Below are 21461 nucleotides of genomic sequence, written 5' to 3' on the forward strand. Positions count from 1 at the left end.
GTTCGTGCCGCCGAGATTGCCGAAGCGGTCGAGGATCTTCAGGACGGACTCGCGCGGTGCGGCGCCGTGTCGGCCGTCGTGCGCGGCGGGCCGGTGGGCTGTGGCCCCGGGATGTGGGCGTCGGGCCGGTGTGCGACGGCGACATGGAGCGCCGGGATGTCGTGCGGTCCGGCCTGCTGCTGCGCGTGGGCCGCGACGGTGTGGTGGGTGAGCGGCGCGTCGGCCGCTGTCCCGTACGCCGCGGCGGAGGGGACGAAGAGGGCGAGCACGGTGACGACGAGGGAGACCGCGGACGCGGCCAGACGCGCGGAACGGCTCTGCTGCGACACGCGTGCCCCCGTCCCCTCGGCTCTGTTCTCCCGGGTGCGCACGGCGTGGCCCCGCCCTGCTCAACGTACGGGACGCAGGGGTTCGTTCCGTACTACGGACCGAACATCAAGTACCGAACATCAAGTGCCGTACTCCACCAAGCTGGTGGGCACCACGATCTGGCGCGCTTCCCCGGTCACGGCCCGGCCGCCCGCCGTCCCGCTCCCCTTGTCGTGCAGGCGGTCGGCGAGGAGCCTGCCCGCCGCGCGGCCGAGTTCGTCGCTGTCGTACGCGACGAGCGTGAGCGGCAGGCCGAGCGCGTCGGCCAGCTCGAAGTCGTCGAACCCGGCGAGGGCGACGCCCGCGCAGTCGGCGCCCCACCCGCCCGCGTCCCGCGCGCCCACGTCCCGCAGCGCGCGGAACGCTCCTATCGTGTTGCGGTTGTTGGAGCAGAACAGCGCGGTCGGCGGGTCCGGCAGCGCGAGGAGCTCGGCGGCGGCCCGCTTGGCCTGGTGGGGTTCCGTCTGGCCCTGGCGTACGAGGCGTGCGTCGACGGTGAGTCCCGCGGAGGTCAGGGCCGCCGCGTAGCCGCGGAGCCGTTCGGTGCCGGTGTGGACGGCGGGCGGCGAACCGAGGAAGCCGATGCGGCGGTGACCGCGCGCCAGGAGGCGGGCCGTCGCGTCGCGGGCGCCGCCGAAGTCGTCGACCAGGACGCAGTCCGCCGCGAAGCCCTCGGGCGGGCGGCTGGCGAGGACGACCGGCACACCACCGGCCACCGCCGCGGCCAGATGGCGCTGGTCGGCGCAGGCGGGGACGACGATGATGCCGTCGACGCGGCGGGCCACGAGGTCGGCCACCAGTTCCCGCTCCGCGTCGAGGTCCTGCCCGGTGTTGCCGATGACCGTCTTCAGGCCGTGCTCGGCGACCACCGAGTCGACGCCGAGGGCGAGGCGTGAGTAGAAGGGGTTGGCGAGGTTGGTGACGACGAGTCCGACGAGTCCTGTGCCGCGGCCCAGCCGGAGACTGCGGGCGACCTCGTTGGGGCGGTAGCCGAGGTCCACGGCGGCGGCCCGGACCCGCTCGCGGGTGGCGGGCAGGACCTGCGGGTCGTCGCGCAGCACCCGGGATGCGGTCATCGCGCTGACCCCGGCGCGCTCGGCGACGTCCCGCAGGGTGGGCTGGCCGCTCTTCAGCGTGGGCTGAGCGTTCTTGGGGTCGCGCGTCGGCCGACCACCGTGCGGGTCGTGCGGCGACCGACCGCTCTGCGGGTCGTGCGGTCCGGGCATGGTGCGGATGTCCTTCCGTTCGGCGCGCTGCCTCGGCGCGGCGGTTCAGGGCACGGCGGCCGCGTGCACCGCGGCTCCGACGAGCGCCGCGTCCTCGCCGAGCCCCGCGGGACGCAGCGTGACGGGAGTATCCCGCAGCCCGGCGCGCAGCGCGGGGCGCAGCAGGTCCCACGAGTCGGCCATGGCGCCGCCGACGACGAGGACGGTCGCCTCGAAGTCGCGCAGGTGCGGGGCGAGCACGGCGCCGAGGGTCGTGAACGCCTCGTCGAGCACGCGCCGCGCACGCCGCTCCCCCGCCCGCGCCCGGTCCGCGACCTCGCTCACGTCCAGGTCCGCGGGCGCGTCCGCACCGGCGTAGTGCGTGAGGATCGCCCGCCGCGACACGGCATCCTCCAGCGGTCTGCCGCCCGTCCCGACGAGGTCGATGCGGCCCTGCGGCGGTACGCCGGGCCCTTCGTGCTGTGCGCGACCGGCCACCATGAAGGCGGATCCCACGCCCGTCCCGAGGGTGATGCCCACGCAGCGGTGCTGGCCGCGCGCCGCGCCCGCCCGCCACTCGCCGAGGAGAAAGGCGTGCGCGTCGTTGAGGAACACCGCTTCGCCGGGGCGCGGCCACACCGCGTCGAGGAGCACCGCCCGTACGTCGATGCCGTACAGGTCGTCGAACTTGCCGACGCCCGCGAACCGGGCGATGCCCTTCTCGTGGTCGAAGGGGCCGGGGACCGCGACGCCCCACACCTGCCCGGCGGGCGCGTCCAGTGCACCGGCGCAGCGGACGAGCGCGCCGAGGACGTGTTCGGCGGTGCCGCGGGCGCGGACCGGTTGCCGCACCCTTCGCAGCACGGTGGCCGTGCCGGGGTCCGCCAAGGCCGCGGTGACGTGGGTGCCGCCGAGTTCGAGGACGGGCCGCCCACGGTCCGGCGTCGTCATGTGGCCGCCCGGGGCTGCCCGCCGTGCGCGGACGGGGCGGCACGGCCGGGGCTTTCCGGGCCCTCGGGGCGGACCAGCGCCTTGACGACCCTGACCGGGGATTCGCCGACCGCAGTCAGCCGGTAGGGGCCGACGGCCGCGGGCACCGTCAGCGTCTCCGAGCGGAAGAGCATGTGCCGCTCCCCCGACCTCTCCCCCGCCGCCGTGTGCAGCACGATGCCCTCGCCCTCCACCACGTTGAGGACGTGGAAGCGGCCCGCCGTGTCGTCGTCGACCGCGGCGCCCGCGGCGAGGGTGTGGCGCCGCACTTCGTAGAACATCTCGTCCAGCGCGCCCAGGAGTTCCTCGCGCCAGCCGGGGCCCGCGCGCAGCGTGCGCGGTTCCTGGACCAGGTCCCTGCCGACGGCGTCGCCCCGGCGTCCGGTCTCCAGGTTGGCGAGGCCGTGCTCGTAGGGGAGCTGGCGGGGGTGGCCGTCGGCGTCGGGGCGCAGCCAGTCGTAGAAGCGCAGGGAGTAGAGGTAGGGGGTGGCGCTGATCTCCAGGACGACGTTTCCGGCGCCGGAGGCGTGCGGGGTGCCCGCGGGGATCATGAAGAGGCGGCCCTGTTCGGCGGGGAACGTCAGGACGTGGTCCTCGGGGTCCATCGGGACCCCGTCGTGCGCGGCCTCCTCGATCTCTTTCCGGAAGAGCTCCAGGTCGGTGTCCTCGCGCAGGCCGAGGAAGACGCGGGCCCCCGGCCCGCCGAGAGCCATGTAGTACGTCTCGTGCTGGGTGTAGGACCAGCCGAACCGCTCCTTCATGTACCGCGCCTTGGGGTGGCAGTGCAGGGAGAGGTTGCCGCCGTCCAGCGTGTCGAGGTAGTCGAAGCGGATCGGGAAGGAGGTGCCGTAGCGGGCGGCGACCTGCGGGCCGAGCATCCCTTCGGGGTGCAGGACGCAGAGCAACTGGAAGGGCACTTCGGCCTGTTGGCCGGGGTGGGTGCCGATGAGGACGCCCGCCTCCGGGGCGATGAGTTCGTATCCGAGGGCGGTGTTGCGTGCCGCGGGGTCGAAGCCGAGGCGGCGTTGGGCCCAGTGCCCGCCCCAGGGCGTCGAGTTGAAGTAGGGGCGGGTTCGCACGGGCCGACGGGTCAGGTCCGTGAGGGTGGCGCGCAGCCCGGGGCCGTCGATGTACGTGGGCCGCTCGACGTCCTGCACATCCAGCCACGCGTCCAGGCGGGGCGCGAGGGCGTCCCGGTGGCGGTCGAGTACGGGCCAGTCGATGTAGAAGAGCCTCCGCAAGCTGCCCTTCTCGTCGGGCAGCCCGAGGTTGCGGCCGGTGCCCGCGGCGACGGCCGCCTCCGCGTGCCGCTTGGGCAGGTCGGCGTACCAGAGCAGATCGTGCGGCAGGAGGGAGGCGCCGGGGCCAAGGACGATGAGCACTTCGCGGCCCTGCGGCGGTCGCGGGCGCGGCAGGTCGTCGAAGAGGTCGCGCAGCGGGGTCTCGGCGAGCTTGGCGTAGTAGGGGTCCTCGGTGTCCTCGGCGGATTCGGTGCGGCGACGCACCTCGGCGGGTGGGGCGTGGTGGGCGCGCAGGTCGAGGGTGCGCACGGTGGTGCCGTGCGCGGTCAGCTCCTCGGTGAGCCGTGCGGCGAGGTCGTCCCACGCCGCGGTCGGCGGGCCGTCCACGGCGAGGGTGGCGGGGCCCGGGGGCAGTTGCGCGGCGACGGCCTGCCAGCCGGTGGCGAGGACGGCCCCGGGCGCGGGGGCATAGCGCGGGTCGAGCCGGTACACACGTTCTCCTTCACGCGGGCGTAGAGAGGGCGACGCTCGGGGGCGGGTTTCCGGAAGTCAGGGACGTACGGAGGGGTCTGCGGGCGAGTCTGTGCCGTCTGTGCCTGGGCGCTCGAAGAGCACGGCCGTCGTGCCGAGTGCCGGTACGTCGAGGGTCGTCTCGCCGTCCGCGCAGGGCAGTTGGCGGGCGGGGGCGCCGAGGAAGTCCGCCCGGTGTGCGGCGGCGACCGTGAAGTGGGTGCGGATCCGGCAGGTCAGCGGCTGTTCCGCGAACGACTGGAGGCGCAGCAGGACGTGTCCTGGGCGTGGTGTGGTGGCGCCGATGAGCCGGACGCGCGGGTCGTCGAGCTCGACGAACGAGTGGGCGTCGGCCGGGTCCGGCGCGCCGCCCGAGCTCCCCCGGGCTCGGACGGCGCGCATCGGGCGGCTCCAGGCGGCGGCCGTCTGTGGCCCGAGGCCGCCGGCACCGGAACCGCTGGCCAGGCTGTAGCGGAAGGTGAATTCGAAGCCCTGCTCGCTGGGGAAGTTGGTGTCCCACAGGTTGTTGTGGATCCAGGAGAAGACGGTCGCGGGCTCGTCGTGGCCCATGGTCTTCGGGAACGGCGCGTAGGGCAGGGCGATGTTGCCGAACTGCACGAGCGGCGCGTCCTGCGTGGACCAGGCCACCGTCAGGTCGTCGTCGCCGAGCGTCACCCAGCGGCGCACCGCCCGCATGTGCAGGGCGGAGCCCGGCACGACCGGCAGCCCGCTGCCCGTGGCACCGCCCGAGGCCTCCATGCGGACGACCGGGTCCTCAAAGGCGAAGGGGAAGGCGAAGTAGGCGCTCTCCTTGCCCAGGCGGGGGTCCTTGTCGAGGCGGTTCTCGATGTCGAGCCGGGGCACGCCGTGCCGGAGGGTGAGCGTGGTGCGCAGCCGGTTGGCGCCTGCCGGGCGGGTCTCGTAGGTGATCGATTCGGCGGTGGGCGTGGCGCGGCGGGCGATGAGCGCGGCGGGCGGCGGGACGGCGCGGGCCCCGAGGTGTTCGAGGCGGTCGGATGCCGTGGTGCGGCTGGAGTTGTGGTTGAAGGCGCCCGCGGTGGTGTAGCTGTCGTGCAGGTAGCCGTTGAAGCCGGTGATGGCGTCCTGGCGGACGAGTTCGCGGCCGGTCCTCTTGTCGGTGATCGACGAGACGCAGGCGTGCGCGAGGTCGACGCGGACGGCGAAGTACTGGTTCTCCAGGAGGGTCGGGTCGGGGTGTGCGAGGGCCTGTGCCGCGGTCTCGGCGGGGTCCTGGCGTTCGGTGCCGCCGGTGGGGTTCCAGCCGGTGGCGGCCTGCACCGTCGTGCTCCGCGACTCCTCGTGGGCTTCGGCGGCCGCGGCGACGACGTCGAGGCGCACCGATCCGGCGGGCGGCACGTCGTCGACGCGGACGAGGAGGAACCGCCCGGCGTCGCGGTGGTCGTCGTTGGTCTGCGGACTCTCCTCGTGGGTGAGCAGGCGTCCGTCGCGCGCGTCGCGGACGGCGACCCGCCGCTCCAGCGGCACGGTGCTCTCGGGCAGGAAGACGCGCACGACGTCGGTGCGCGGCCATGAGCAGGTGTTGACGACGTGGTACGTCGCCACCGCGTCCGGCGCCGCGGCGAGCCGCTGTCCCAGGCGGGCGCTCGCGCGGGCGAGAAGCGCGTTGCCGTCGTCGTGGGCGCGCATCGCCTGCCCGTACTTCCAGTGCCACTGGTGCTCCCCGGAGTGGCCGCCCTCGTCGCCGTGGGTCCATGGGTCGCCGGCGCCCCAGGTGTGCTCGTCGAAGAGCGACACCGCTTCGTAGACCCCGGCGGCGTCCCTGCTGTCGTCCTCGGCCCCCGTGGCGCCGAGGAGGGCGGCGAACGTGCCGATGGTCTGGGCGTCGGCGACCACGGACTGGGCGGTCCTGGCCAGGGACAGCGGGCGCGCCCCCGACCCGACCCCGTCGACCCACCAGTCGGTCCAGTCGCCCTCGAAGGTGCGGATGCGGCCGCCGAGCCTGGCCTCGGCGTCGGTGAAGAAGTCCTCGTTGCGGGAGAGCCGCAGTTGAGGGAAGGCCCAGGTGTCGTTCCAGCGGCGGACGGTGTCGGCGATGATGCGGCGGGGCGGCGCGTTGTCGCCGAACTTGCCCTGGACGCGCAGGTGGAGCACGTCCCACGGGTAGGGCTCGCGCTTGACCTCGGTGTGGTCCATGGCCCAGCCGAAGATGCCGCCGCGGTAGGGGTAGGGGTGGGTGGCGAGGGAGGTCAGATAGGCGGGGAGCAGGTCGTCGACGTCGGCGTAGTCGGTGTCGAAGCCCAGCAGCGGTCCTTCCATGTAGGCGAGGCCGTGCGGGGTGTCGGTGACCCACACCAGGACGCTGTTGCCGCTGGGCGCGCGCCAGCGGAAGAGCCGGGGCAGCTTCTCGCCGCCGACCAGGTGGGGGACGGAGCGCCCGGCCCAGTTGTGGGCCACGGACAGGTACTTGACGCCCGCGGCGGCGAGGGCGTCGACGAGTCCGACGACCGCGCCCGGCACGTCGGTCTGCATGGCGGAGGTGAACTCGACGCCGTGTTCGTCGCGCACGGTGCGGGCGAGCCGCAGCAGTTCGTGCAGCTCGTCCGTGGAGCAGGTCTCGGTGTGCAGGTTGAACGGCAGCGCGGTCAGCTCGATGCGGCCCTCGTGGACCCTGCGCACGAACTCCTCGACCTGCTCGGCGGGGCGGGCCTCGGCCCACTGCCGGAACGACCACAGCGACTCGACGCACCACCGGAACCGGGACTCGGCGGGCCAGTCGTCGGTGGCCCGGGTGAGTTCCAGGCAGGAGTCGAGGAAGGACAGGTGCTCGGCGAGGACCCGGCCCTGGGGGTCGGTGTAGCCGATGTCGAGGTGGGAGTGGTGCACCAGGTGCAGGGTCCAGTGGCGCTGCGGGGTCAGTGGTACGTCGATGCCGTCCCGTCCTTCGGGGAGGCCGACGGTGACGCGGGTCGCCGCGTCGACGGCGGGCAGCAGCAGCCGTGCGGAGCGGCCGGGTCCTGCGACGCGCTCGCAGCGCAGGGCGGCGCCGGAGTCCGTGCGCACGGTCAACCCGTCCGGCACCGCGGTGCCGTTGACGGGTTCGACGCGCAGGGACTGCAGCAGCGTGCCGTCGTCGGCGTGGCGCAGCAGGGGTTCCTCGGTGAGCCGCAGGGCGGTGCCGTCGGCCAGCGTGCCCTCCGCGCTGACCACATCGGCGCGCAGGCTCTCGCGGATGCGGTCGTTGTCCCAGTCGGTGGTGCGGACCAGAGCCCGTGTCGTCATGCGGTTCTCTCCCGGGGAAGGGGGCGTGTCGGGTCAGCGGGCGGATGCGGTGATGCCGCGCAGGAAAAGGCCGCGGAACACCAGGAAGAGGAGGAGGGTCGGCACGGACACGATCAGCGCCCCGGCCAGGATGACGGGCGGCCCCGTCGAGGAGTAGGCGTTGTTGAGGGTGGCGAGGGCGGCCATGACGGGCTGCACGTCGCGGCTGCGGCTGAGGGTGATGCCGAGGAGGAGGTCGTTCCAGACGGCCGTGAACTGGAAGATGAAGGCCGCGCCGAGCCCCGCCTTCATCAGCGGCACGTGGATGCGCCAGAAGATCCGCCGGAAGGACGCCCCGTCGATCAGCGCGGCCTCGGTCAACTCGGGTGACATCATGGTCATCTGATTGCGGATCAGGAAGAAGGCGAAGGGCACGGCCCAGGCCGCGTACACGAGCATCAGGCCGATCCTGGTGTCGTACAGATTGGCGTCCGCGTACAGGCCGAAGAGCGGCGCGAGGAACATCTGCAGCGGGAACAGCGTGCCCGAATAGATCAGCCAGAACCAGAACGCGGGCTTCGGGATGGGCAGGACGACGACGGCGAACGCCGCCATGGCCGCCACCAGGACGGCGACCAGGCCGCACACGACGGCATAGAGCAGCGAGGCCTGGAAGCTGTCGCCGATGCCCGCCACGTCCCAGGCGGTCTTGACGTTGTCCCACAGGGCGAACCCCTGGACGCTCCACCCGGGCTTGCCCGCGTACTCGGCCGCCGGGGTCAGGGCGTTGACGACCAGCAGGTACAGCGGGATCAGCCAGAACACCACGCATCCGGCGACGAAGACGTTGCGCACCGCGCGTCCCATGGCCCCTCCTCAGCTCTTCGCCGTGCTGGTGTCGGGCATCTGGTGGCGCAGATACGTCCAGGACGAGGCGACGACGATCACCGAGAGGACGAGCGCGATCGCCGAGCCGTAGCCCACGTGGAACAGCTGGAACGTCTCGCGGTACATGGTCAGCGCGAGGGTCTCCGAGGAGCGGGACGGGCCGCCCTTGGTGAGGATCCAGATCATGTCGAACGCCTTGAGGCTGTTCACGATGGCCATGCCGACCACCACGACGGTCACGGCACGCAGTTGGGGCAGGGTGATGTGCCGGAACATCCGCCAGCCGCTCGCGCCGTCCAGTTCGGCGGCCTCGACGGTCTCGCGCGGGATGGCGCGCAGCCCGATCGCGAAGAGGACGACGTTCAGGCCGGTGGCCTGCCAGGTGCTCGCGACGATCATCGCGAGGGTGTTCTGCGGCCACTCCAGGAGCCAGGTCTGCGCCCAGCCGTCCAGCCCGACGCCGCGCAGCACCTGGTTGACCGCGCCGTCGGACGTCAGCATGAAGTTCCACAGGACGGCGGTGGCGGCACCCGAGATCGCGAACGGCAGCACGATGATCAGCTGCGCGATGCCGCCGAACCGCATCCGGTGGGTGGCGACGGCGATGAGGAGTCCGGCGAGGACGGGCAGGAGCAGTGTGCCCGCCACCCACATCAGGGTGTTGAGGACCGACCGGCCGAAGATGGGGTCGTCGACGAGCCGCGCATAGTTGTCGAGCCCGGTGTAGCTGCTGGTGAAGCCGTTGTCCTCGAAGAAGCTTCCGTAGACGCTGCGGAAGAAGGGGTAGACGAGGAGCACGCCGACGAAGGCAAAGGCGGGCAGCGCCCAGGGCAGGGCGGCGAGGGGGCCGCCGAGCCTGCCGCCGCCCGCCCTCGCGGCCTGGTGCGGAGTGCGGGTGGGCACCCTGCGGCGCACGCGCACGGTCTTCGTCGCGCCGGGTACGGGGGTCGCGGTTCCGGTCATGTCTCCTCCGCCTCCCGCCACACCTGCCAGGCGTCGTCGGCCCGGTCCTGCATGGTGCGCAGCGTCTTGCGGTACGAGGACGGGTTCAGCAGGAAGCCCGCGAGGTCGTCGACGGTGGCCTCGACCAGTTCGGGCGGGCCCTGTTCCCAGAAGCGGTTGAGGAGCCACAGCTTGTCGCCGCGCACCTTCCGGGCGAGCTTGCCGATCACCGGGTTGGCGGGCGCCACCTCCGGGTTGGGGCAGCCGTCCTGGAGGGTGTGCGAGAACGCCTTCATGACGGTGGGGTGCAGCCAGGTCCTGGTGGCCTTCAGCGCCTCGGTGCGGTCGGGGCCCTGCACGGTGGCGACGAGGGCGCTGGACTCGAAGATGACGCTGGGGCGGGCCGCCGGGTCGGCCATGGGGAGCACGAACGCGCCGAGGTTCTTGCCCGGCCTGCCGCCCGCGGCCGCGAGGGTGGAGCCGAGCCAGGTCCCGCAGGGCACCATGCCGACCTTGCCGTGCAGCATGGCGGCGGCCGCGTCGACGTGGTTCATGTCCATGGGGGTGAACCAGTCCTTGTCGAAGAACGACGCGATGGTGCGCAGCGCGCGCTCCGCCCGCGGGTCGGTGTAGCGCTCCCGGCCGTTCATCAAGTCCTGGTAGAACCGAGGGTCCTGACGGCTGAGGACCTCCTGGAACCAGATGAAGGAGGGCCAGCGCCCGTCGGCCGTGCCGTGCAGCGGGGTGATGCCCGCCTTCTTCAGGCGGGCGCAGGCGGCGTAGAACCCGTCCCAGGTGGCGGGCGGTTCGAGGCGGTGCTCCCGGAAGACCTCGGGGTTGTAGTAGAGCACCCAGTACGCGAGGTTCATCGGCAGGCCGTAGACGCGCCGCCGGTAGGTGAAGGCGCCGCGCAGCGAGGCGTCGGCCCAGCCCTTGGCGACGGCGGCATCCCACTGCCGGGTCAGGTCGACGATGCCGCCGGTGCGGGCCAGGTCCTGAAGGCGGTAGCCCGACCAGTACTTGAGCATGTCCGGGGTCCTGCGGGTCCGCAGTGAGGACTTGACGATCTGCTCGAACGACTCCAGGGACGGGTTGACCTCGGGCACCAGGCTCAGCGCCGCCACCGACTTCATGGCCGCGCCCGCGGCCGCCATGGGCTTCTCCCACGCCGCGCTGTCGCCGAGGACGGCGACCTTGCCCGGGGGCTGTCCCTCGGCGGAGCCGCAGGCGGTGGCGAGCGCGCCGGTCGCGACGGTGGCTGCGGCCAGGAGCAGGGTGCGGCGTTGCAGGGGCGCGCTCGGTGAAGGGTGACGACTACCTGACATGGATGACTCCCTCAGGTGTGCCTTCGGCCCGGTGTTAGCGTTAACACGGGGCGTCTTGGAGCTTCACCGCGGTTGCGCCGGATGTCAATGGGGCGCGAGCCGCTCTATCTCCCGGACGACGTGGTGGGCGTGCGGCTTGAGCTGCGGGAGAAGATCGTCCCAGCGCTCCTCCGCCGCCCCGAGGTAGACGGCACGGGCACGGCTCAGCACGGGCCGGTACTCGGCGGGGATGCGGTCCAGGACCCAGTCGGCCGCCGCGTCCTTGGACTTGATGTCGCCCGTCGCGAGGGTCGTCCAGATGCGGGCGAGGGTCAGCAGGACGTTGCGGGTGTCGGTGTCGAGCTCGGCGAGCAGCTCGGGGACGGCGACGACCATCGCGCGGGTGACGTCCCCCGGCGGGACCGGGTCGAGCACCTGGTCCGGTGCCGGCCCCCGGAGAGCCGACCTCCCCCGCAGCACCATCGTGACCAGGAGCGCGAGGTCCGGGCTCGGTGCGGGCTCCGGAGTCCGGCCGCGCAGGTACGCCTCGCGCAGCCACTCGCCGTACTGGAACTCGACGCGGGGCGGGTACGTCCAGGGGCGGATGTCGTCCTGGACGGCGACGGTCAGTTCGACGGGACGCAGGGGCTCGCCCGGGGCGCCGCCGCCGGAGAGGGCGAGCAGTCCGTCGGTCAGGGCCTGGCGCTGCCCGGCCGTGGTGCGCCGCCCCGCGACGACGAACACGTCGATGTCGCTGTGCGGGCGCAGCCCGCCGAGGACGGCCGACCCGTGCAGGTAGATCCCCACGATGTCGGCGTCGCCGAACACATCACGAACCAGGCGGACCACGTCGTCGGTCTGCGTCATTCGCTGCTCCGTTCGTCTCGCGTCGCCCGCATCGTAGGCACCCGACGGGCCCGGCCGTCACCCGGTCACCGAGTGGTGGGGCGTCAGAAGGGCTTGGTGGGCAGGTACTTGCCGTCCAGGGTGATCACCGCGCGCTCGCCGCCCTCGGGGTCGGCGACCTTCCGCACGTCCAGCTTGAAGTTGATCGCGCTGATGATGCCGTCGCCGAACTCCTCGTGGACCAGGGCCTTCAGCGTGGTGCCGTAGACCTGGAGCATTTCGTAGAAGCGGTAGATCGTCGGGTCGGTCGGGATGGAGCCGGGGATGGAGCCGCGGGTCGGGATCGTCTGCAGCAGCGTCGCCGCGTCGTCGTCCAGGCCGAGCAGCTCGGCGACGGCCTTCGCGGCGGGCTCGGGCAGGGCGTGCTGGCCGAGCACCGCCGCGGTGACGAAGGCGACGGACAGGCCCGCCGCCTCGGCGATCTGCTGCCAGGACAGGTCCTTGCGCACCTTGGCCTCAACGGCCTGGACCGCGAGGTGCTGGCGGGCGGTGGGGTCGAACTGGGCGTGGATCATGAGGGGTGTCCTTTCGGGGGCCGGGCAGGTGCGGGCCTGCCACGGAGATGGTGGGGAGTCAGCGGTGCTTCAGGCCGCGGTGGCGGCCGTGCGGGGGGTGATGGCGGTGAGGTCCTCGACGGCGCCCGTGGGGATGTCGTAGACCCAGCCGTGCAGCGCGAGCGCGTCGCGGGACAGGGCCCGGGCCACCGAGGGGTGTGTGGCCAGGTGGCTGAGCTGGGCCAGGACGTTCTCCCGCACCAGGGCGGCCACCCGCCCACCGCCGGTCGCGGAGTCGGGGGTCCGGGCCAGGGCGGCGTCCGCGTGGCGCAGCCAGTCGGCGACAGCCGGTGCGCCGGTCAGGTCCTGGCGTTCGGCGAGCGCGGTCATCGCCCCGCAGGCCGAGTGGCCGCACACCACGATGTCGGTGACGCCGAGGACGGCCACCGCGTACTCGATGCTCGCGGCGATCCCGTCGGCGTACGGAGTATGGGCCGGGACGAGATTGCCCGCGGTGCGGATGACGAACAGCTCGCCCGGCTCGCGCTGGGTGATCAGTTCGGGGACGACGCGGGCGTCGGAGCAGCCGATGAACAGCGTGTCCGGTGTGTGGCGGGTGGCAAGGCGCGCGAACAGCTCGGCCTTGGCCGGGAAGACGTCCCGCTGGAAGCGTTGCACTCCCGCCGCGAGGTCTCGCATGGTCACTCCCTTCGGTAGGGGTCCGCCCTGTCGGGCTGACGAGATCCACCATGCATGACCTGCACCTATAGCGTCCAAGACGCAATATCCATCACTTCTATCGATGGCATCTATAGCTGGATCTATAGTGGGAGGCATGGCTCCCGAACTGCGTCATCTGCGCTATCTGCTCGCCGTCGCCGAGCACGGCAACTTCACGCGGGCGGCCGAGGAGCTGCACATCTCCCAGCCGACGCTGTCCCAGCAGATCCGGCAGCTGGAGCGCGCGGTGGGCGTCCCGCTCCTGGACCGCAGCGGTCGCGCGGTGCGCCTCACCGACGCAGGCGCCGCCTATCTTCCGTACGCACGGCGCGCCCTGCAGGACCTGGCGGCGGCCGAACGTGCCGTGCACGACGTGACGGACCTGTCCCGCGGCGCCCTGCGCCTGGCCGTGACGCCCACGTTCACCGCCTACCTCGTCGGCCCGCTCACCGCGCTGCTCCACGCCCGCCACCCGGGCGTCTCCCTCTCCCTGCGGGAGCTCCCCCAGGAACGGATCGAACCGGCCCTGCTCGCCGACGAACTCGACCTCGGCATCGCCTTCCAGGGCGCACACCTGCCGGGCCTGTCCGCCGCGGACCTGTTCACCGAGAGCCTGAGCCTCGTGGTGGGCGACCTCCACCCGCACGCCGGGCGCACCGATCCGCTGTCCCTCGGCGAACTCGCCACGGTCCGGCTCGCGCTGCTCAGCGGCGACTTCGCGACGCGCGTGCACATCGACGCCCACTTCACCCGGCACGCGGTGCGGCCGGACGTCGCCGTGGAGGCCACCTCGATCAACGCCCTCACCGAGATCGTCCGGTACTCGCCGCTGGCCACGGTCCTGCCCGACGCCCTCACCCGCGACCGCCCCGGCCTGCACACCGTCCCGCTCGACCCGGCTCTGCCCGCGCGTACGGTCACGCTGCTGCACCGCGAAAGCGGCTACCGGAGCGCCGCCGCGCGAGCCTTCACCGGGCTGGCCCACGAGTGGTCCCAGACGCAACTGACGACCCACGAACATCAGTTGAAGGGTTGACGGAGACCCGACAATCAGTAAGGTCTAGGCCAATGAGTCGACCGAGGCGCCCGGTTGCCTCTTCCCCCTCATCCCCCCATGCCCAGAGGGAGCAGAGATGCATTCGAAGCGGAAACTGGCCGCGATCATCGGCGCGGGCTTCGCACCCGTGCTGGTCCTGACCACGGTCTCCCCTGCCGGAGCCCACGGCTACGTCAACTCACCCCCGAGCCGACAGGCCCAGTGCGCGGCAGGCACCGTGGCGTGCGGCGACATCACCCACGAGCCGCAGAGCGTCGAGGGCCCCAAGGGCCAGACGACCTGCAGCGGAGGCAACGACCGGTTCGCCGAGCTCGACGACGACAGCAAGGGGTGGCAGACGACCGACGTCGGCTCCTCCCAGGACTTCAGCTGGAAGCTGACGGCACGTCACAGCACCAGCACCTGGCAGTACTTCGTCGGCGGCAACAAGATCGCCGAGGTCGACGACGGCGGCGCCCAGCCGGGCGAGACCGTCACCCACAAGGTCGACTTCGGCGGGCTCACCGGGAAGCAGAAGGTTCTCGCCGTGTGGAACATCGCGGACACCGCGAACGCGTTCTACGCCTGTATCGACGTGAACATCAAAGGCTGAGGAGACCCGAAGAGATTCGCCTCGGCCGAATGGATCCCTGAGGGATCACTGAGGGATCCTGAGGTGGTCCCCCACATTTGCCACCTCACCCGTTCCGCCGGACCACGATCGGTCCGGCGGAACGGGCTTTTTTTATTTGGCACTCCATGTGTTTGGCGGCGCTGCGACAGGACACCCGGAGTCCAGGAGCGGTTGATCATTGCGACTCCCTCCGATAATCATCATCCTGCGCCGCAGGCATCGATCTAGGAGTCCTGAATGAACAACGAAATGTGGAGCTACGTTCCGACGGCCGGTCACGGACCCGACAGCGATCTGACGGGTTACAAGGTCGAGGCGGCGGACGGCCATATCGGAAAGGTCGACAAGCATTCCGACGAGGTGGCCAATCAGTACATCGTCGTCGACACCGGCGTGTGGATCTTCGGCAAGGAGGTCCTGCTCCCTGCCAGCACCGTCACCGCCATCGACAACGCCGAGCGGCGCATCCTGGTCTCGCTCACGAAGGAGCAGATCAAGAACGCGCCCGAGTTCGACAAGGAAAAGCACCTCGGCGACCCGGCCTACCGCGATCAGCTCGGCGGATATTACGGTTCTGGCCACTGAAAGAACTGAGGCACTTCAATCGTTCCGAGGTAATGGAGGATCCATGATTGCACTCGGTCTCATCCTGCTCGTCATCGGTCTACTGGCCGGTGTGTCCATCCTCTGGACCATTGGCGTCGCACTCCTGGTGATCGGTGCGGTTCTATGGGTCCTCGGTACTGCGGGACACGCGGTGGGCGGCCGAAAGCACTATTGGTGAAATGTAAATGCGTGAAGGGGCCCGGGCTGTAGCCCGGGCCCCTTCATGCGGCTTCCCCTCGGGCTCCGGAGAAAACAGCTTCTGCCGACCCGGACGACGACAGTAGGGTGCCGGGCATGGCATGCCGAATCACTGAACTGGTCATCGACGCGGCCGACCCCGAAACGCTGGCCGCCTTCTGGCGCGAGGTCCTCGACTACATCGAGCTGGGGAGGGAGGACGACGGCAGTATCGAGATCGGCCCCGCGAGCGGCGCCGGCGGCCCGCAGCCCACCCTCGTCATCGGCCCCACCCAGGACCCCCGCAACGGCAAACTCCGGCTCCACATCGACGTCAACGCCACCGACCGCGACCAGGACGCCGAGCTGAAGAGGCTCCTCGCCCTCGGCGCCACCACCGCGGACGTCGGCCAGACCGGCACCGAGAGCTGGCACGTCCTCGCGGACCCCGAGGGCAACGAGTTCTGCCTCCTGCGCAGCCGGGTGCGGCCCGTGTGACCTCACGGGCCGCACCCGGCCGCGCAAGTTTGTCACCCAAGTGCCAAGACTCCGGGCAGGGATGCGCATGTGCGCGCGTAGTGAGCTGCAAGATCGTGAACTACGTTGCACGAGCTCCACCCCCCCACGCACCCCTCCCCGGAGGAGAACCCTCATGCGCATGCCCAGACCGCATCGCACCGTGGCAGCCGTGGCCGCCGTCGCGGGAGTCGCCGCCCTCGGCCTCGGCGCAGGTCCTGCCGCCGCCGCTCCCGACGCCCGGGATCCCTTGCGCTACGTCGCCCTCGGCGACAGCTACAGCGCCGGGTCGGGCGTGCTGCCCCTCGATCCCGGCGCGCCCCTCCTGTGCGCCCGCACCTCGCTGAACTACCCACACCTCCTCGCCGCCTCGCTCGGCGCCCGCCTCACCGACGTGACCTGCGGCGGCGCACAGACGACGCACTTCACCACGGCCCAGTACCCGGGGGTCGCCCCGCAATTCGACGCGCTGAAGAGCGACACGGAGCTGGTGACGCTCACCATCGGCGGCAACGACAACGGCACGTTCATCAACGCGATCCTCGCCTGCGGCAGCGCGGGCATCGTCTCGGGCGGCAAGGGCAGCCCCTGCAAGGACCTCTACGGCAGCAAGTTCACGGACCAGATCGACGCGACGACGTACCCGGCGATCAAGAACTCGCTGAGCCAGATCAAGGCGAAGTCACCGAAGGCGAAGGTCGCGATCCTCGGCTACCCCTGGATCACCCCCGCGAAGGCCGAGCCCGGCTGCTTCGCCAAGATGCCCATCGCGGAAGGCGACGTGCCCTACCTCCGCGATCTGCAGGCGCACTTGAACGGCGCCGCGCAGCAGGCCGCCGCGGAGACCGGCACGACGTTCGTCGACATGGCCGCCGCGTCCGACGCGCACGACGCCTGCCGCCCGGCGGGCCAGCGCTGGATCGAGCCGGTCCTCTTCGGCACGAACTTCGTCCCCGTGCATCCCAACGCCATCGGCGAGGCCGGGATGGCCGAGCAGACGGCCAAGGCCTTGAACCTGTCCTGACCCGCACAACCTGCTTGACCCGCACGACCCGCATGACCGCATGACCCGCCCTTAACCGCCGAACCCGCCCTTACCGGACGCCCGCCGCACAGGCCGCACACCAGGCCTGAGATCCTTGACGGGTGAACGGGATCAAGTGGCGTACCAGCAACAACCGCTCAGAGCGGACCGATGAGACCCCTTCGGCGCGGCCGACCGGCGGCGCTCCGAGGGGCCGGGCCCTTCGGGCCGGTCTGGGCGGCACGCTGCTGCTGGCGCTCCTCGTCGGGTGCTCGACCGCCGGATCCGACACCCCCGCGGGATCCGGCACCTCCGCCGGATCAGGCGCATCCACCGGATCCGGCGCGGACGACGTCCGGCAGCCGCCCGTCGACGCGAAGTTCGACTACCAGCTGGGCGGCCCGTACGCGCCCCCGGCCAAGGTGCGTGCCGTCTCCCGCGACCGCACGGCCGACCCCGCCCCCGGGCTCTACAACATCTGCTACGTCAACGCCTTCCAGACCCAGCCCGGCAAGAAGGCGAAGCGCTGGTGGCAGCGCGAACACGGCGACCTCCTCCTGCGCGACGACGAGGGGCGGACTGTCGTCGACGAGGACTGGCAGGAGCCCCTGCTCGACATCTCGACCGGGAAGAAGCGCGAGGCGCTCGCCGAGATCGTCGGGAAGTGGATCGACGGCTGCGCGGAGGCGGGCTTCGACGCGGTGGAGCCCGACAACCTCGACTCCTACGAGCGCTCCGACGGCCTGCTCACCACCGACGACGCGGCCGCCTTCGCCCGGCTCCTCGCCCAGCGCGCCCACAGCAAGGGCCTGGCCATCGCGCAGAAGAACACCACCGACCTCCTGGACGAGCGCAAGCGGATCGGCTTCGACTTCGCGGTGACCGAGGAGTGCGCCCGCTACAAGGAGTGCCCCGACTTCGCGTCCGCGTACGACGGGAAGGTCTTCGACATCGAGTACGTGACGAAGGACTTCGACACCGCCTGCCGCACCTGGGGCAAGAAGCTGTCCATCACCCTGCGCGACCGTGACGTCCTGCCCGCCGACGAGGACGGGCACGTGTATCGGCACTGCTGACACCAGCGACCAGCATCGACCGGAAGGAATTCCTTGCCCACCAAAACAGTTCAGATTCCCACCGCGGACGGCAGCGCGGACGCCTTCGCCGCCTTCCCCGAGGACGGCGAGCGGCACCCCGGAGTGCTGCTGTACCCGGACGCGTTCGGCCTGCGGCCCGAGCTGGAGCAGAAGGCCCGCGAGCTCGCCGGGCACGGGTATTACGTGCTCGTACCCAACCTCTACTACCGGCACGGCCCGGCGCCGGTACTCGAACTCCCCGCGCACATCGGCACGGAGGAGCGGCCCGCGGTCTTCGCCCAGGCGATGCCCCTGGTCGAGGCCCACACCACCGAGCGCGTCCTGCGCGACGCCGACGCCTACCTCGAGTTCCTCACCGCCCAGCCCGAGGTCGGACCCGGACCGGTCGCCACGATCGGCTACTGTCTGGGCGCCGCCCTGGCGATGCGCACCGCCACGGCCCACCCCGGCCTGGTGGCCGCCGTCGCCGGATTCCACCCCGGCTTCCTGGTCACCGAGGCGCCCGACAGCCCGCACCGGCTCGTCCACGAGCTCACCGCGGAGGTCCACCTCGGCCTCGCCGAAGGGGACTTGACGCCCGAGGCGATCAGCGAGCTCGCCAAGGGCTTCGACGCCGCGGGGGTCGGCCACACCACCGAGATCCACCCCGGCACCGTCCACGGCTTCACCATGTCCGACACCGACGCCTTCGACCCCGCGGCGCTGCGGCGCCACTGGGAGCGGCTGCTCCCGCTGCTCGACCGCACCCTCGGCAAGAACTGAGCCCCGCCCGCAGGCGGTCAGCCCGCGGGCTTCGGCCCAGCCACCAGCTCGGCCAACTCCTCCGCCGTGCGCGGCCCTTCACCTGCTCCGGTCGGCAGGCCGTGCGCGCGGAGCAGCTCACCGACGGCGATCCCCCACGGCAGGTGCAGGCCCGCCTGCGCCAGGAGGTCCCGTTGCCCCAGCATCCCGGTCACCGGGCCGGTCCGTACGCCGGAGGGGGTGAGCAGCGCCGCGTCGTCGGCCCAGCGCAGGGCCAGGTCCACGTCGTGGGTCGCCATCACCACGGTCGTGCCCGCGTCCCGCAGCCCTTGCAGGGTGGCGAGCAGGCGCTCCTGGCCGTCGGGGTCGAGCCCGGCGGTCGGCTCGTCGAGGATGAGGACGCGGGGGCGCATCGCGACGGCACCGGCGATGGCCGTCCGCTTCCGCTGGCCGTAGGAGAGCAGGTGGGTGGGCCGGTCGGCGAGCGCGACGATGTCGAGGGCGGCGAGCGCCTCGGCGACCCGGGCGCGGACCTCGGGGTCGGGCAGGCCGAGGTTGAGCGGGCCGAAGGACACGTCCTGCTCGACCGAGGCGGCGAACAGCTGGTCGTCGGGGTCCTGGACGACCAGCTGGACGGTGGTCCGCAGCCGGGTCAGGCCCTTGCGGTCGTACGTGACGGGGGTGCCCTCCAGGGTCAAGTTCCCGCGGTCCGGGCGCAGACCGCCGCTGAGCAGGCGCATCAGGGTCGTCTTGCCGCTGCCGTTGCGCCCGAGGAGCGCGAGCGCGCGCCCCTCGACGACGTCGAAGTCCAGACCGCTGAGCACGGTGGGCCCGTCCTCGTACGCGTACGCCGCCGCTTGCAGGGCGACCACGGACCCGCGCGGTCCGCTGGGAGCGTCCGGCTCGCGAAGAGCCCTCGGCTCACTCATGGCAGGAACCTTTCCAGTACGAGGGTGAGGGCCACCAGGCCCACGAGAAGTGCCGCGCCTGCCGTGATGAAGGGGCGCGAGATGCGGGCCTCGGGCACGAGGACGCGCAGGGTGCCGTCGTAGCCGCGGCCCGCGAGCCCGGCCTGCAGACGGCTCGCCCGGTCGAAGGCGCGCACGAACGCGGTGGCGCCGAGACCGGCGAGGGAGCGCCAGGTGGCGGCGCGGGTGGTGTGCCCGAGCCGGGCGGCCTGCGCCTGCCGGATGCGGCTCATGGAGTCCAGGAGCAGGAAACTCATCCGGTAGGTGACGAGTGCCACGTCCACGACCGGTGCGGGCACGCCCGCTTTCACCAGGCGGGGCAGCAGGTCCGACATCGGTGTGGTGAAGGCGAACAGCAGCACGCCCAGCGAGGCGGCGGAGGTCCGCAGGAGCAGCCCGCCCGCCCGCGCCGGGCCGCCCTCCGCGAAGGTCACGAACCCGTCGGGGCCGCCGACTTGGACGAGCAGGGTGAGTGCGCCGGTGACACAGAAGCCGAGCGGCACCCGGTAGGCGCGCCACAGCTTGCGGGGCGGCACACCGGCGGGACCGAGCAGCAGGACGACTGCGGCGGCCAGGACCAGGACGGCGCCCGGCCAGGGCGGCAGCGAGATGGCGAGGATCGTGAGGCCGAGCCCGAGCACGGCCTTGTCCACGGGGTGCCGGCGGCGCCAGCGACTGCTGTGCGCCGCCGCGTCGATGGGCAGCACGCCGGGTCAGACCTGCTCGGTCTCGGCCCGGGCACCGTCCGCGTCGACCGGCTCGGCCGCCCGCTCCGCACGCGCCTGTTCCGCGCCCTGCTTGCGGCCCTTGCGCAGCCCGAAGTAGTAGGCGAGGACGCCCGCGCCGAGGGCGGCCTGCAGGGCGAAGAGCGCCGACTCGACCTCCCCGGACGGGGGTTCGTACAGCGGCGAGAACCACGGCTCGTAGTCCGGCTTGATCTCGGTGATCGCCGTCTCGGCCTGGGCGTCGGCCCCGGCGAACGGCTCCTCCTCGTCGTCGCCGAGTCCCAGCGCGATCGGCAGCACGGCGAGCGCGGCCACGATGAGGAGCAGCAGGGTGTTGATCTTCGCGTTGCGGCTCATCAGGCACTGGCCCCCGTCTGTGTCTCGGTCGGCTCGGTCGGCTTGGTCGGCTCGGTCGACTTGGTCGTCACGTCCGTCTGCTTGCGCTGCAGCAGCACGCCGAGGCGCGTGAGTTCGCCCTTGCTCGACTGCACGAGGAGCCGCATCACCAGGACGGTGAGCAGTCCTTCGCTGACCGCAAGCGGAATCTGCGTGACGGCGAAGATGCCGCCGAACTTGCCCAGGGCGCCGAGGAAGCCGCTGCTGGGGTCGGGGAACGCCAGGGCCAGCTGGACGCTGGTGACGCAGTACGTGGACAGGTCGGCGACGAACGCGCCGAAGAACACGGCGACCATGAGCGGCACGTCGTACCGCTTGAGGAGCCGGTAGACCGCGTATCCCGCCCAGGGCCCGACGATCGCCATGGAGAACACGTTGGCGCCCAGGGTGGTGAGCCCGCCGTGGGCGAGCAGCAGCGCCTGGAAGAGCAGGGTGATGGTGCCGAGCACCGTCATGATCGGTGGTCGGAACAGGATCGCCCCGAGTCCGGTTCCCGTCGGGTGCGAGCAACTGCCCGTCACGGAAGGGATCTTCAGGGCGGAAAGGACGAACGTGAAGGCTCCGGAGGCGCCGAGGAGCAGGGTGCTCTCCGGGTGTTCCTTGACTTCACGGGTCAGGGAGCGGACTCCGTGTACGACGAACGGCGCGGACGCTACGCCCCAGGCGATCGCGTGCGCCGGTGGGAGGAAACCCTCGGCTATGTGCATGGCTCGGCAGACCCTCTCCAGCACC

At 71.8% G+C, this 21461-nt stretch carries 23 protein-coding genes; 8 read left to right on the forward strand and 15 right to left on the reverse strand.

Going from position 1 to position 21461, the window contains the following annotated elements; translation table 11 throughout:
- Positions 1 to 38: 38 nt before the first annotated feature.
- From ABZV77_RS39265 to ABZV77_RS39315, 11 genes are all read right to left on the reverse strand, one after another.
- Entirely contained in the window at positions 39 to 329 is a 291-nt protein-coding gene (locus ABZV77_RS39265) for a hypothetical protein (RefSeq protein ID WP_356267592.1), read from the reverse strand.
- Positions 330 to 449: 120 nt separating this feature from the next.
- A complete protein-coding gene (locus tag ABZV77_RS39270) occupies positions 450 to 1481 on the reverse strand; it encodes a LacI family DNA-binding transcriptional regulator (RefSeq protein ID WP_356267797.1) in 1032 nt (343 codons plus the stop codon).
- 159 nt (positions 1482 to 1640) lie between these two features.
- The gene (locus tag ABZV77_RS39275; protein WP_356267594.1) at positions 1641 to 2525 is read right to left on the reverse strand and encodes an ROK family protein; all 885 of its coding nucleotides are present in this window, start codon (positions 2523 to 2525) and stop codon (positions 1641 to 1643) included.
- Positions 2522 to 4297, reverse strand: a complete 1776-nt coding sequence (locus tag ABZV77_RS39280) for a hypothetical protein (protein ID WP_356267596.1) — start codon at positions 4295 to 4297, stop codon at positions 2522 to 2524. Before ABZV77_RS39280 ends, ABZV77_RS39275 begins: the two co-directional genes overlap by 4 nt.
- Before the next feature lie 57 nt (positions 4298 to 4354).
- Complete coding sequence (locus tag ABZV77_RS39285; RefSeq protein ID WP_356267598.1) at positions 4355 to 7576, reverse strand: glycoside hydrolase family 38 C-terminal domain-containing protein; 3222 nt, start codon at positions 7574 to 7576, stop codon at positions 4355 to 4357.
- Between the two features lie 33 nt (positions 7577 to 7609).
- On the reverse strand, positions 7610 to 8422 hold the full coding sequence (locus ABZV77_RS39290) for a carbohydrate ABC transporter permease (protein ID WP_356267600.1): 813 nt from the start codon (positions 8420 to 8422) through the stop codon (positions 7610 to 7612).
- 9 nt (positions 8423 to 8431) lie between these two features.
- Positions 8432 to 9406 (reverse strand): sugar ABC transporter permease, encoded by a 975-nt coding sequence (locus tag ABZV77_RS39295; protein ID WP_356267602.1) that lies wholly within the window; start codon positions 9404 to 9406, stop codon positions 8432 to 8434.
- Complete coding sequence (locus ABZV77_RS39300) at positions 9403 to 10710, reverse strand: extracellular solute-binding protein (protein ID WP_356267603.1); 1308 nt, start codon at positions 10708 to 10710, stop codon at positions 9403 to 9405. The genes ABZV77_RS39295 and ABZV77_RS39300 overlap by 4 nt, the downstream gene beginning before the upstream one ends.
- Positions 10711 to 10794: 84 nt before the next feature.
- Positions 10795 to 11556, reverse strand: coding sequence for an aminoglycoside adenylyltransferase family protein (locus ABZV77_RS39305; protein ID WP_356267605.1), 762 nt, complete (start codon positions 11554 to 11556; stop codon positions 10795 to 10797).
- 83 nt (positions 11557 to 11639) lie between these two features.
- Positions 11640 to 12110, reverse strand: coding sequence for a cyanase (gene cynS, locus ABZV77_RS39310; protein ID WP_356267607.1), 471 nt, complete (start codon positions 12108 to 12110; stop codon positions 11640 to 11642).
- A gap of 69 nt (positions 12111 to 12179) precedes the next feature.
- Positions 12180 to 12788, reverse strand: coding sequence for a carbonic anhydrase (locus ABZV77_RS39315; protein ID WP_356267609.1), 609 nt, complete (start codon positions 12786 to 12788; stop codon positions 12180 to 12182).
- 136 nt (positions 12789 to 12924) lie between these two features.
- Between ABZV77_RS39315 and cynR the strand changes: the two genes are divergently transcribed.
- From cynR to ABZV77_RS39355, 8 genes are all read left to right on the forward strand, one after another.
- Positions 12925 to 13845 carry a transcriptional regulator CynR gene (cynR, locus tag ABZV77_RS39320; protein WP_356267611.1) on the forward strand — a complete coding sequence of 307 codons (921 nt, stop codon included), beginning with the start codon at positions 12925 to 12927 and terminating at the stop codon, positions 13843 to 13845.
- A gap of 97 nt (positions 13846 to 13942) precedes the next feature.
- Positions 13943 to 14458 (forward strand): lytic polysaccharide monooxygenase auxiliary activity family 9 protein, encoded by a 516-nt coding sequence (locus ABZV77_RS39325; RefSeq protein ID WP_356267613.1) that lies wholly within the window; start codon positions 13943 to 13945, stop codon positions 14456 to 14458.
- A 258-nt stretch (positions 14459 to 14716) separates the two neighbouring features.
- Positions 14717 to 15064 carry a PRC-barrel domain-containing protein gene (locus tag ABZV77_RS39330; protein WP_356267615.1) on the forward strand — a complete coding sequence of 116 codons (348 nt, stop codon included), beginning with the start codon at positions 14717 to 14719 and terminating at the stop codon, positions 15062 to 15064.
- A 43-nt stretch (positions 15065 to 15107) separates the two neighbouring features.
- Positions 15108 to 15263: a DUF6131 family protein gene (locus tag ABZV77_RS39335; RefSeq protein WP_356267617.1), complete on the forward strand. Its 156-nt coding sequence runs from the start codon at positions 15108 to 15110 to the stop codon at positions 15261 to 15263.
- 116 nt (positions 15264 to 15379) lie between these two features.
- Positions 15380 to 15760 (forward strand): VOC family protein, encoded by a 381-nt coding sequence (locus ABZV77_RS39340; protein WP_356267619.1) that lies wholly within the window; start codon positions 15380 to 15382, stop codon positions 15758 to 15760.
- Between the two features lie 160 nt (positions 15761 to 15920).
- Positions 15921 to 16802 (forward strand): SGNH/GDSL hydrolase family protein, encoded by an 882-nt coding sequence (locus tag ABZV77_RS39345; RefSeq protein WP_356267621.1) that lies wholly within the window; start codon positions 15921 to 15923, stop codon positions 16800 to 16802.
- A gap of 122 nt (positions 16803 to 16924) precedes the next feature.
- Positions 16925 to 17878, forward strand: a complete 954-nt coding sequence (locus ABZV77_RS39350) for an endo alpha-1,4 polygalactosaminidase (protein WP_356267622.1) — start codon at positions 16925 to 16927, stop codon at positions 17876 to 17878.
- 33 nt (positions 17879 to 17911) lie between these two features.
- Entirely contained in the window at positions 17912 to 18661 is a 750-nt protein-coding gene (locus ABZV77_RS39355; RefSeq protein ID WP_356267624.1) for a dienelactone hydrolase family protein, read from the forward strand.
- A 17-nt stretch (positions 18662 to 18678) separates the two neighbouring features.
- Here the strand turns inward: ABZV77_RS39355 and ABZV77_RS39360 are convergent, their stop codons facing one another.
- From ABZV77_RS39360 to ABZV77_RS39375, 4 genes are read right to left on the reverse strand one after another with little or no spacing between them, the layout of a single operon-like run.
- Positions 18679 to 19569: an ATP-binding cassette domain-containing protein gene (locus ABZV77_RS39360; protein ID WP_356267626.1), complete on the reverse strand. Its 891-nt coding sequence runs from the start codon at positions 19567 to 19569 to the stop codon at positions 18679 to 18681.
- Positions 19566 to 20315, reverse strand: coding sequence for a cobalt ECF transporter T component CbiQ (gene cbiQ / locus ABZV77_RS39365; RefSeq protein ID WP_356267628.1), 750 nt, complete (start codon positions 20313 to 20315; stop codon positions 19566 to 19568). Before cbiQ ends, ABZV77_RS39360 begins: the two co-directional genes overlap by 4 nt.
- A 6-nt stretch (positions 20316 to 20321) precedes the next feature.
- The gene (locus tag ABZV77_RS39370; protein ID WP_356267630.1) at positions 20322 to 20690 is read right to left on the reverse strand and encodes an energy-coupling factor ABC transporter substrate-binding protein; all 369 of its coding nucleotides are present in this window, start codon (positions 20688 to 20690) and stop codon (positions 20322 to 20324) included.
- Positions 20690 to 21436, reverse strand: coding sequence for an energy-coupling factor ABC transporter permease (locus tag ABZV77_RS39375; RefSeq protein ID WP_356267632.1), 747 nt, complete (start codon positions 21434 to 21436; stop codon positions 20690 to 20692). Before ABZV77_RS39375 ends, ABZV77_RS39370 begins: the two co-directional genes overlap by 1 nt.
- Positions 21437 to 21461 lie beyond the last annotated feature (25 nt).

It is taken from the genome of Streptomyces sp. NPDC004732 (assembly GCF_040609235.1).
GTDB lineage: Bacteria > Actinomycetota > Actinomycetes > Streptomycetales > Streptomycetaceae > Streptomyces.

Bases quoted from the DNA above. Each gene is read 5' to 3' on its own strand.
- ABZV77_RS39325 (WP_356267613.1), top strand. From the start codon at position 13,943: ATGCATTCGAAGCGGAAACTGGCCGCGATCATCGGCGCGGGCTTCGCA.
- ABZV77_RS39315 (WP_356267609.1), bottom strand. From the start codon at position 12,788: ATGCGAGACCTCGCGGCGGGAGTGCAACGCTTCCAGCGGGACGTCTTC.
- ABZV77_RS39285 (WP_356267598.1), bottom strand. From the start codon at position 7,576: ATGACGACACGGGCTCTGGTCCGCACCACCGACTGGGACAACGACCGC.
- ABZV77_RS39305 (WP_356267605.1), bottom strand. From the start codon at position 11,556: ATGACGCAGACCGACGACGTGGTCCGCCTGGTTCGTGATGTGTTCGGC.
- ABZV77_RS39300 (WP_356267603.1), bottom strand. From the start codon at position 10,710: ATGTCAGGTAGTCGTCACCCTTCACCGAGCGCGCCCCTGCAACGCCGC.
- cynR (WP_356267611.1), top strand. From the start codon at position 12,925: ATGGCTCCCGAACTGCGTCATCTGCGCTATCTGCTCGCCGTCGCCGAG.
- ABZV77_RS39290 (WP_356267600.1), bottom strand. From the start codon at position 8,422: ATGGGACGCGCGGTGCGCAACGTCTTCGTCGCCGGATGCGTGGTGTTC.
- ABZV77_RS39360 (WP_356267626.1), bottom strand. From the start codon at position 19,569: ATGAGTGAGCCGAGGGCTCTTCGCGAGCCGGACGCTCCCAGCGGACCG.
- cynS (WP_356267607.1), bottom strand. From the start codon at position 12,110: ATGATCCACGCCCAGTTCGACCCCACCGCCCGCCAGCACCTCGCGGTC.
- ABZV77_RS39335 (WP_356267617.1), top strand. From the start codon at position 15,108: ATGATTGCACTCGGTCTCATCCTGCTCGTCATCGGTCTACTGGCCGGT.
- ABZV77_RS39330 (WP_356267615.1), top strand. From the start codon at position 14,717: ATGAACAACGAAATGTGGAGCTACGTTCCGACGGCCGGTCACGGACCC.
- ABZV77_RS39370 (WP_356267630.1), bottom strand. From the start codon at position 20,690: ATGAGCCGCAACGCGAAGATCAACACCCTGCTGCTCCTCATCGTGGCC.
- ABZV77_RS39340 (WP_356267619.1), top strand. From the start codon at position 15,380: ATGGCATGCCGAATCACTGAACTGGTCATCGACGCGGCCGACCCCGAA.
- ABZV77_RS39375 (WP_356267632.1), bottom strand. From the start codon at position 21,436: ATGCACATAGCCGAGGGTTTCCTCCCACCGGCGCACGCGATCGCCTGG.
- ABZV77_RS39275 (WP_356267594.1), bottom strand. From the start codon at position 2,525: ATGACGACGCCGGACCGTGGGCGGCCCGTCCTCGAACTCGGCGGCACC.
- ABZV77_RS39345 (WP_356267621.1), top strand. From the start codon at position 15,921: ATGCCCAGACCGCATCGCACCGTGGCAGCCGTGGCCGCCGTCGCGGGA.
- ABZV77_RS39295 (WP_356267602.1), bottom strand. From the start codon at position 9,406: ATGACCGGAACCGCGACCCCCGTACCCGGCGCGACGAAGACCGTGCGC.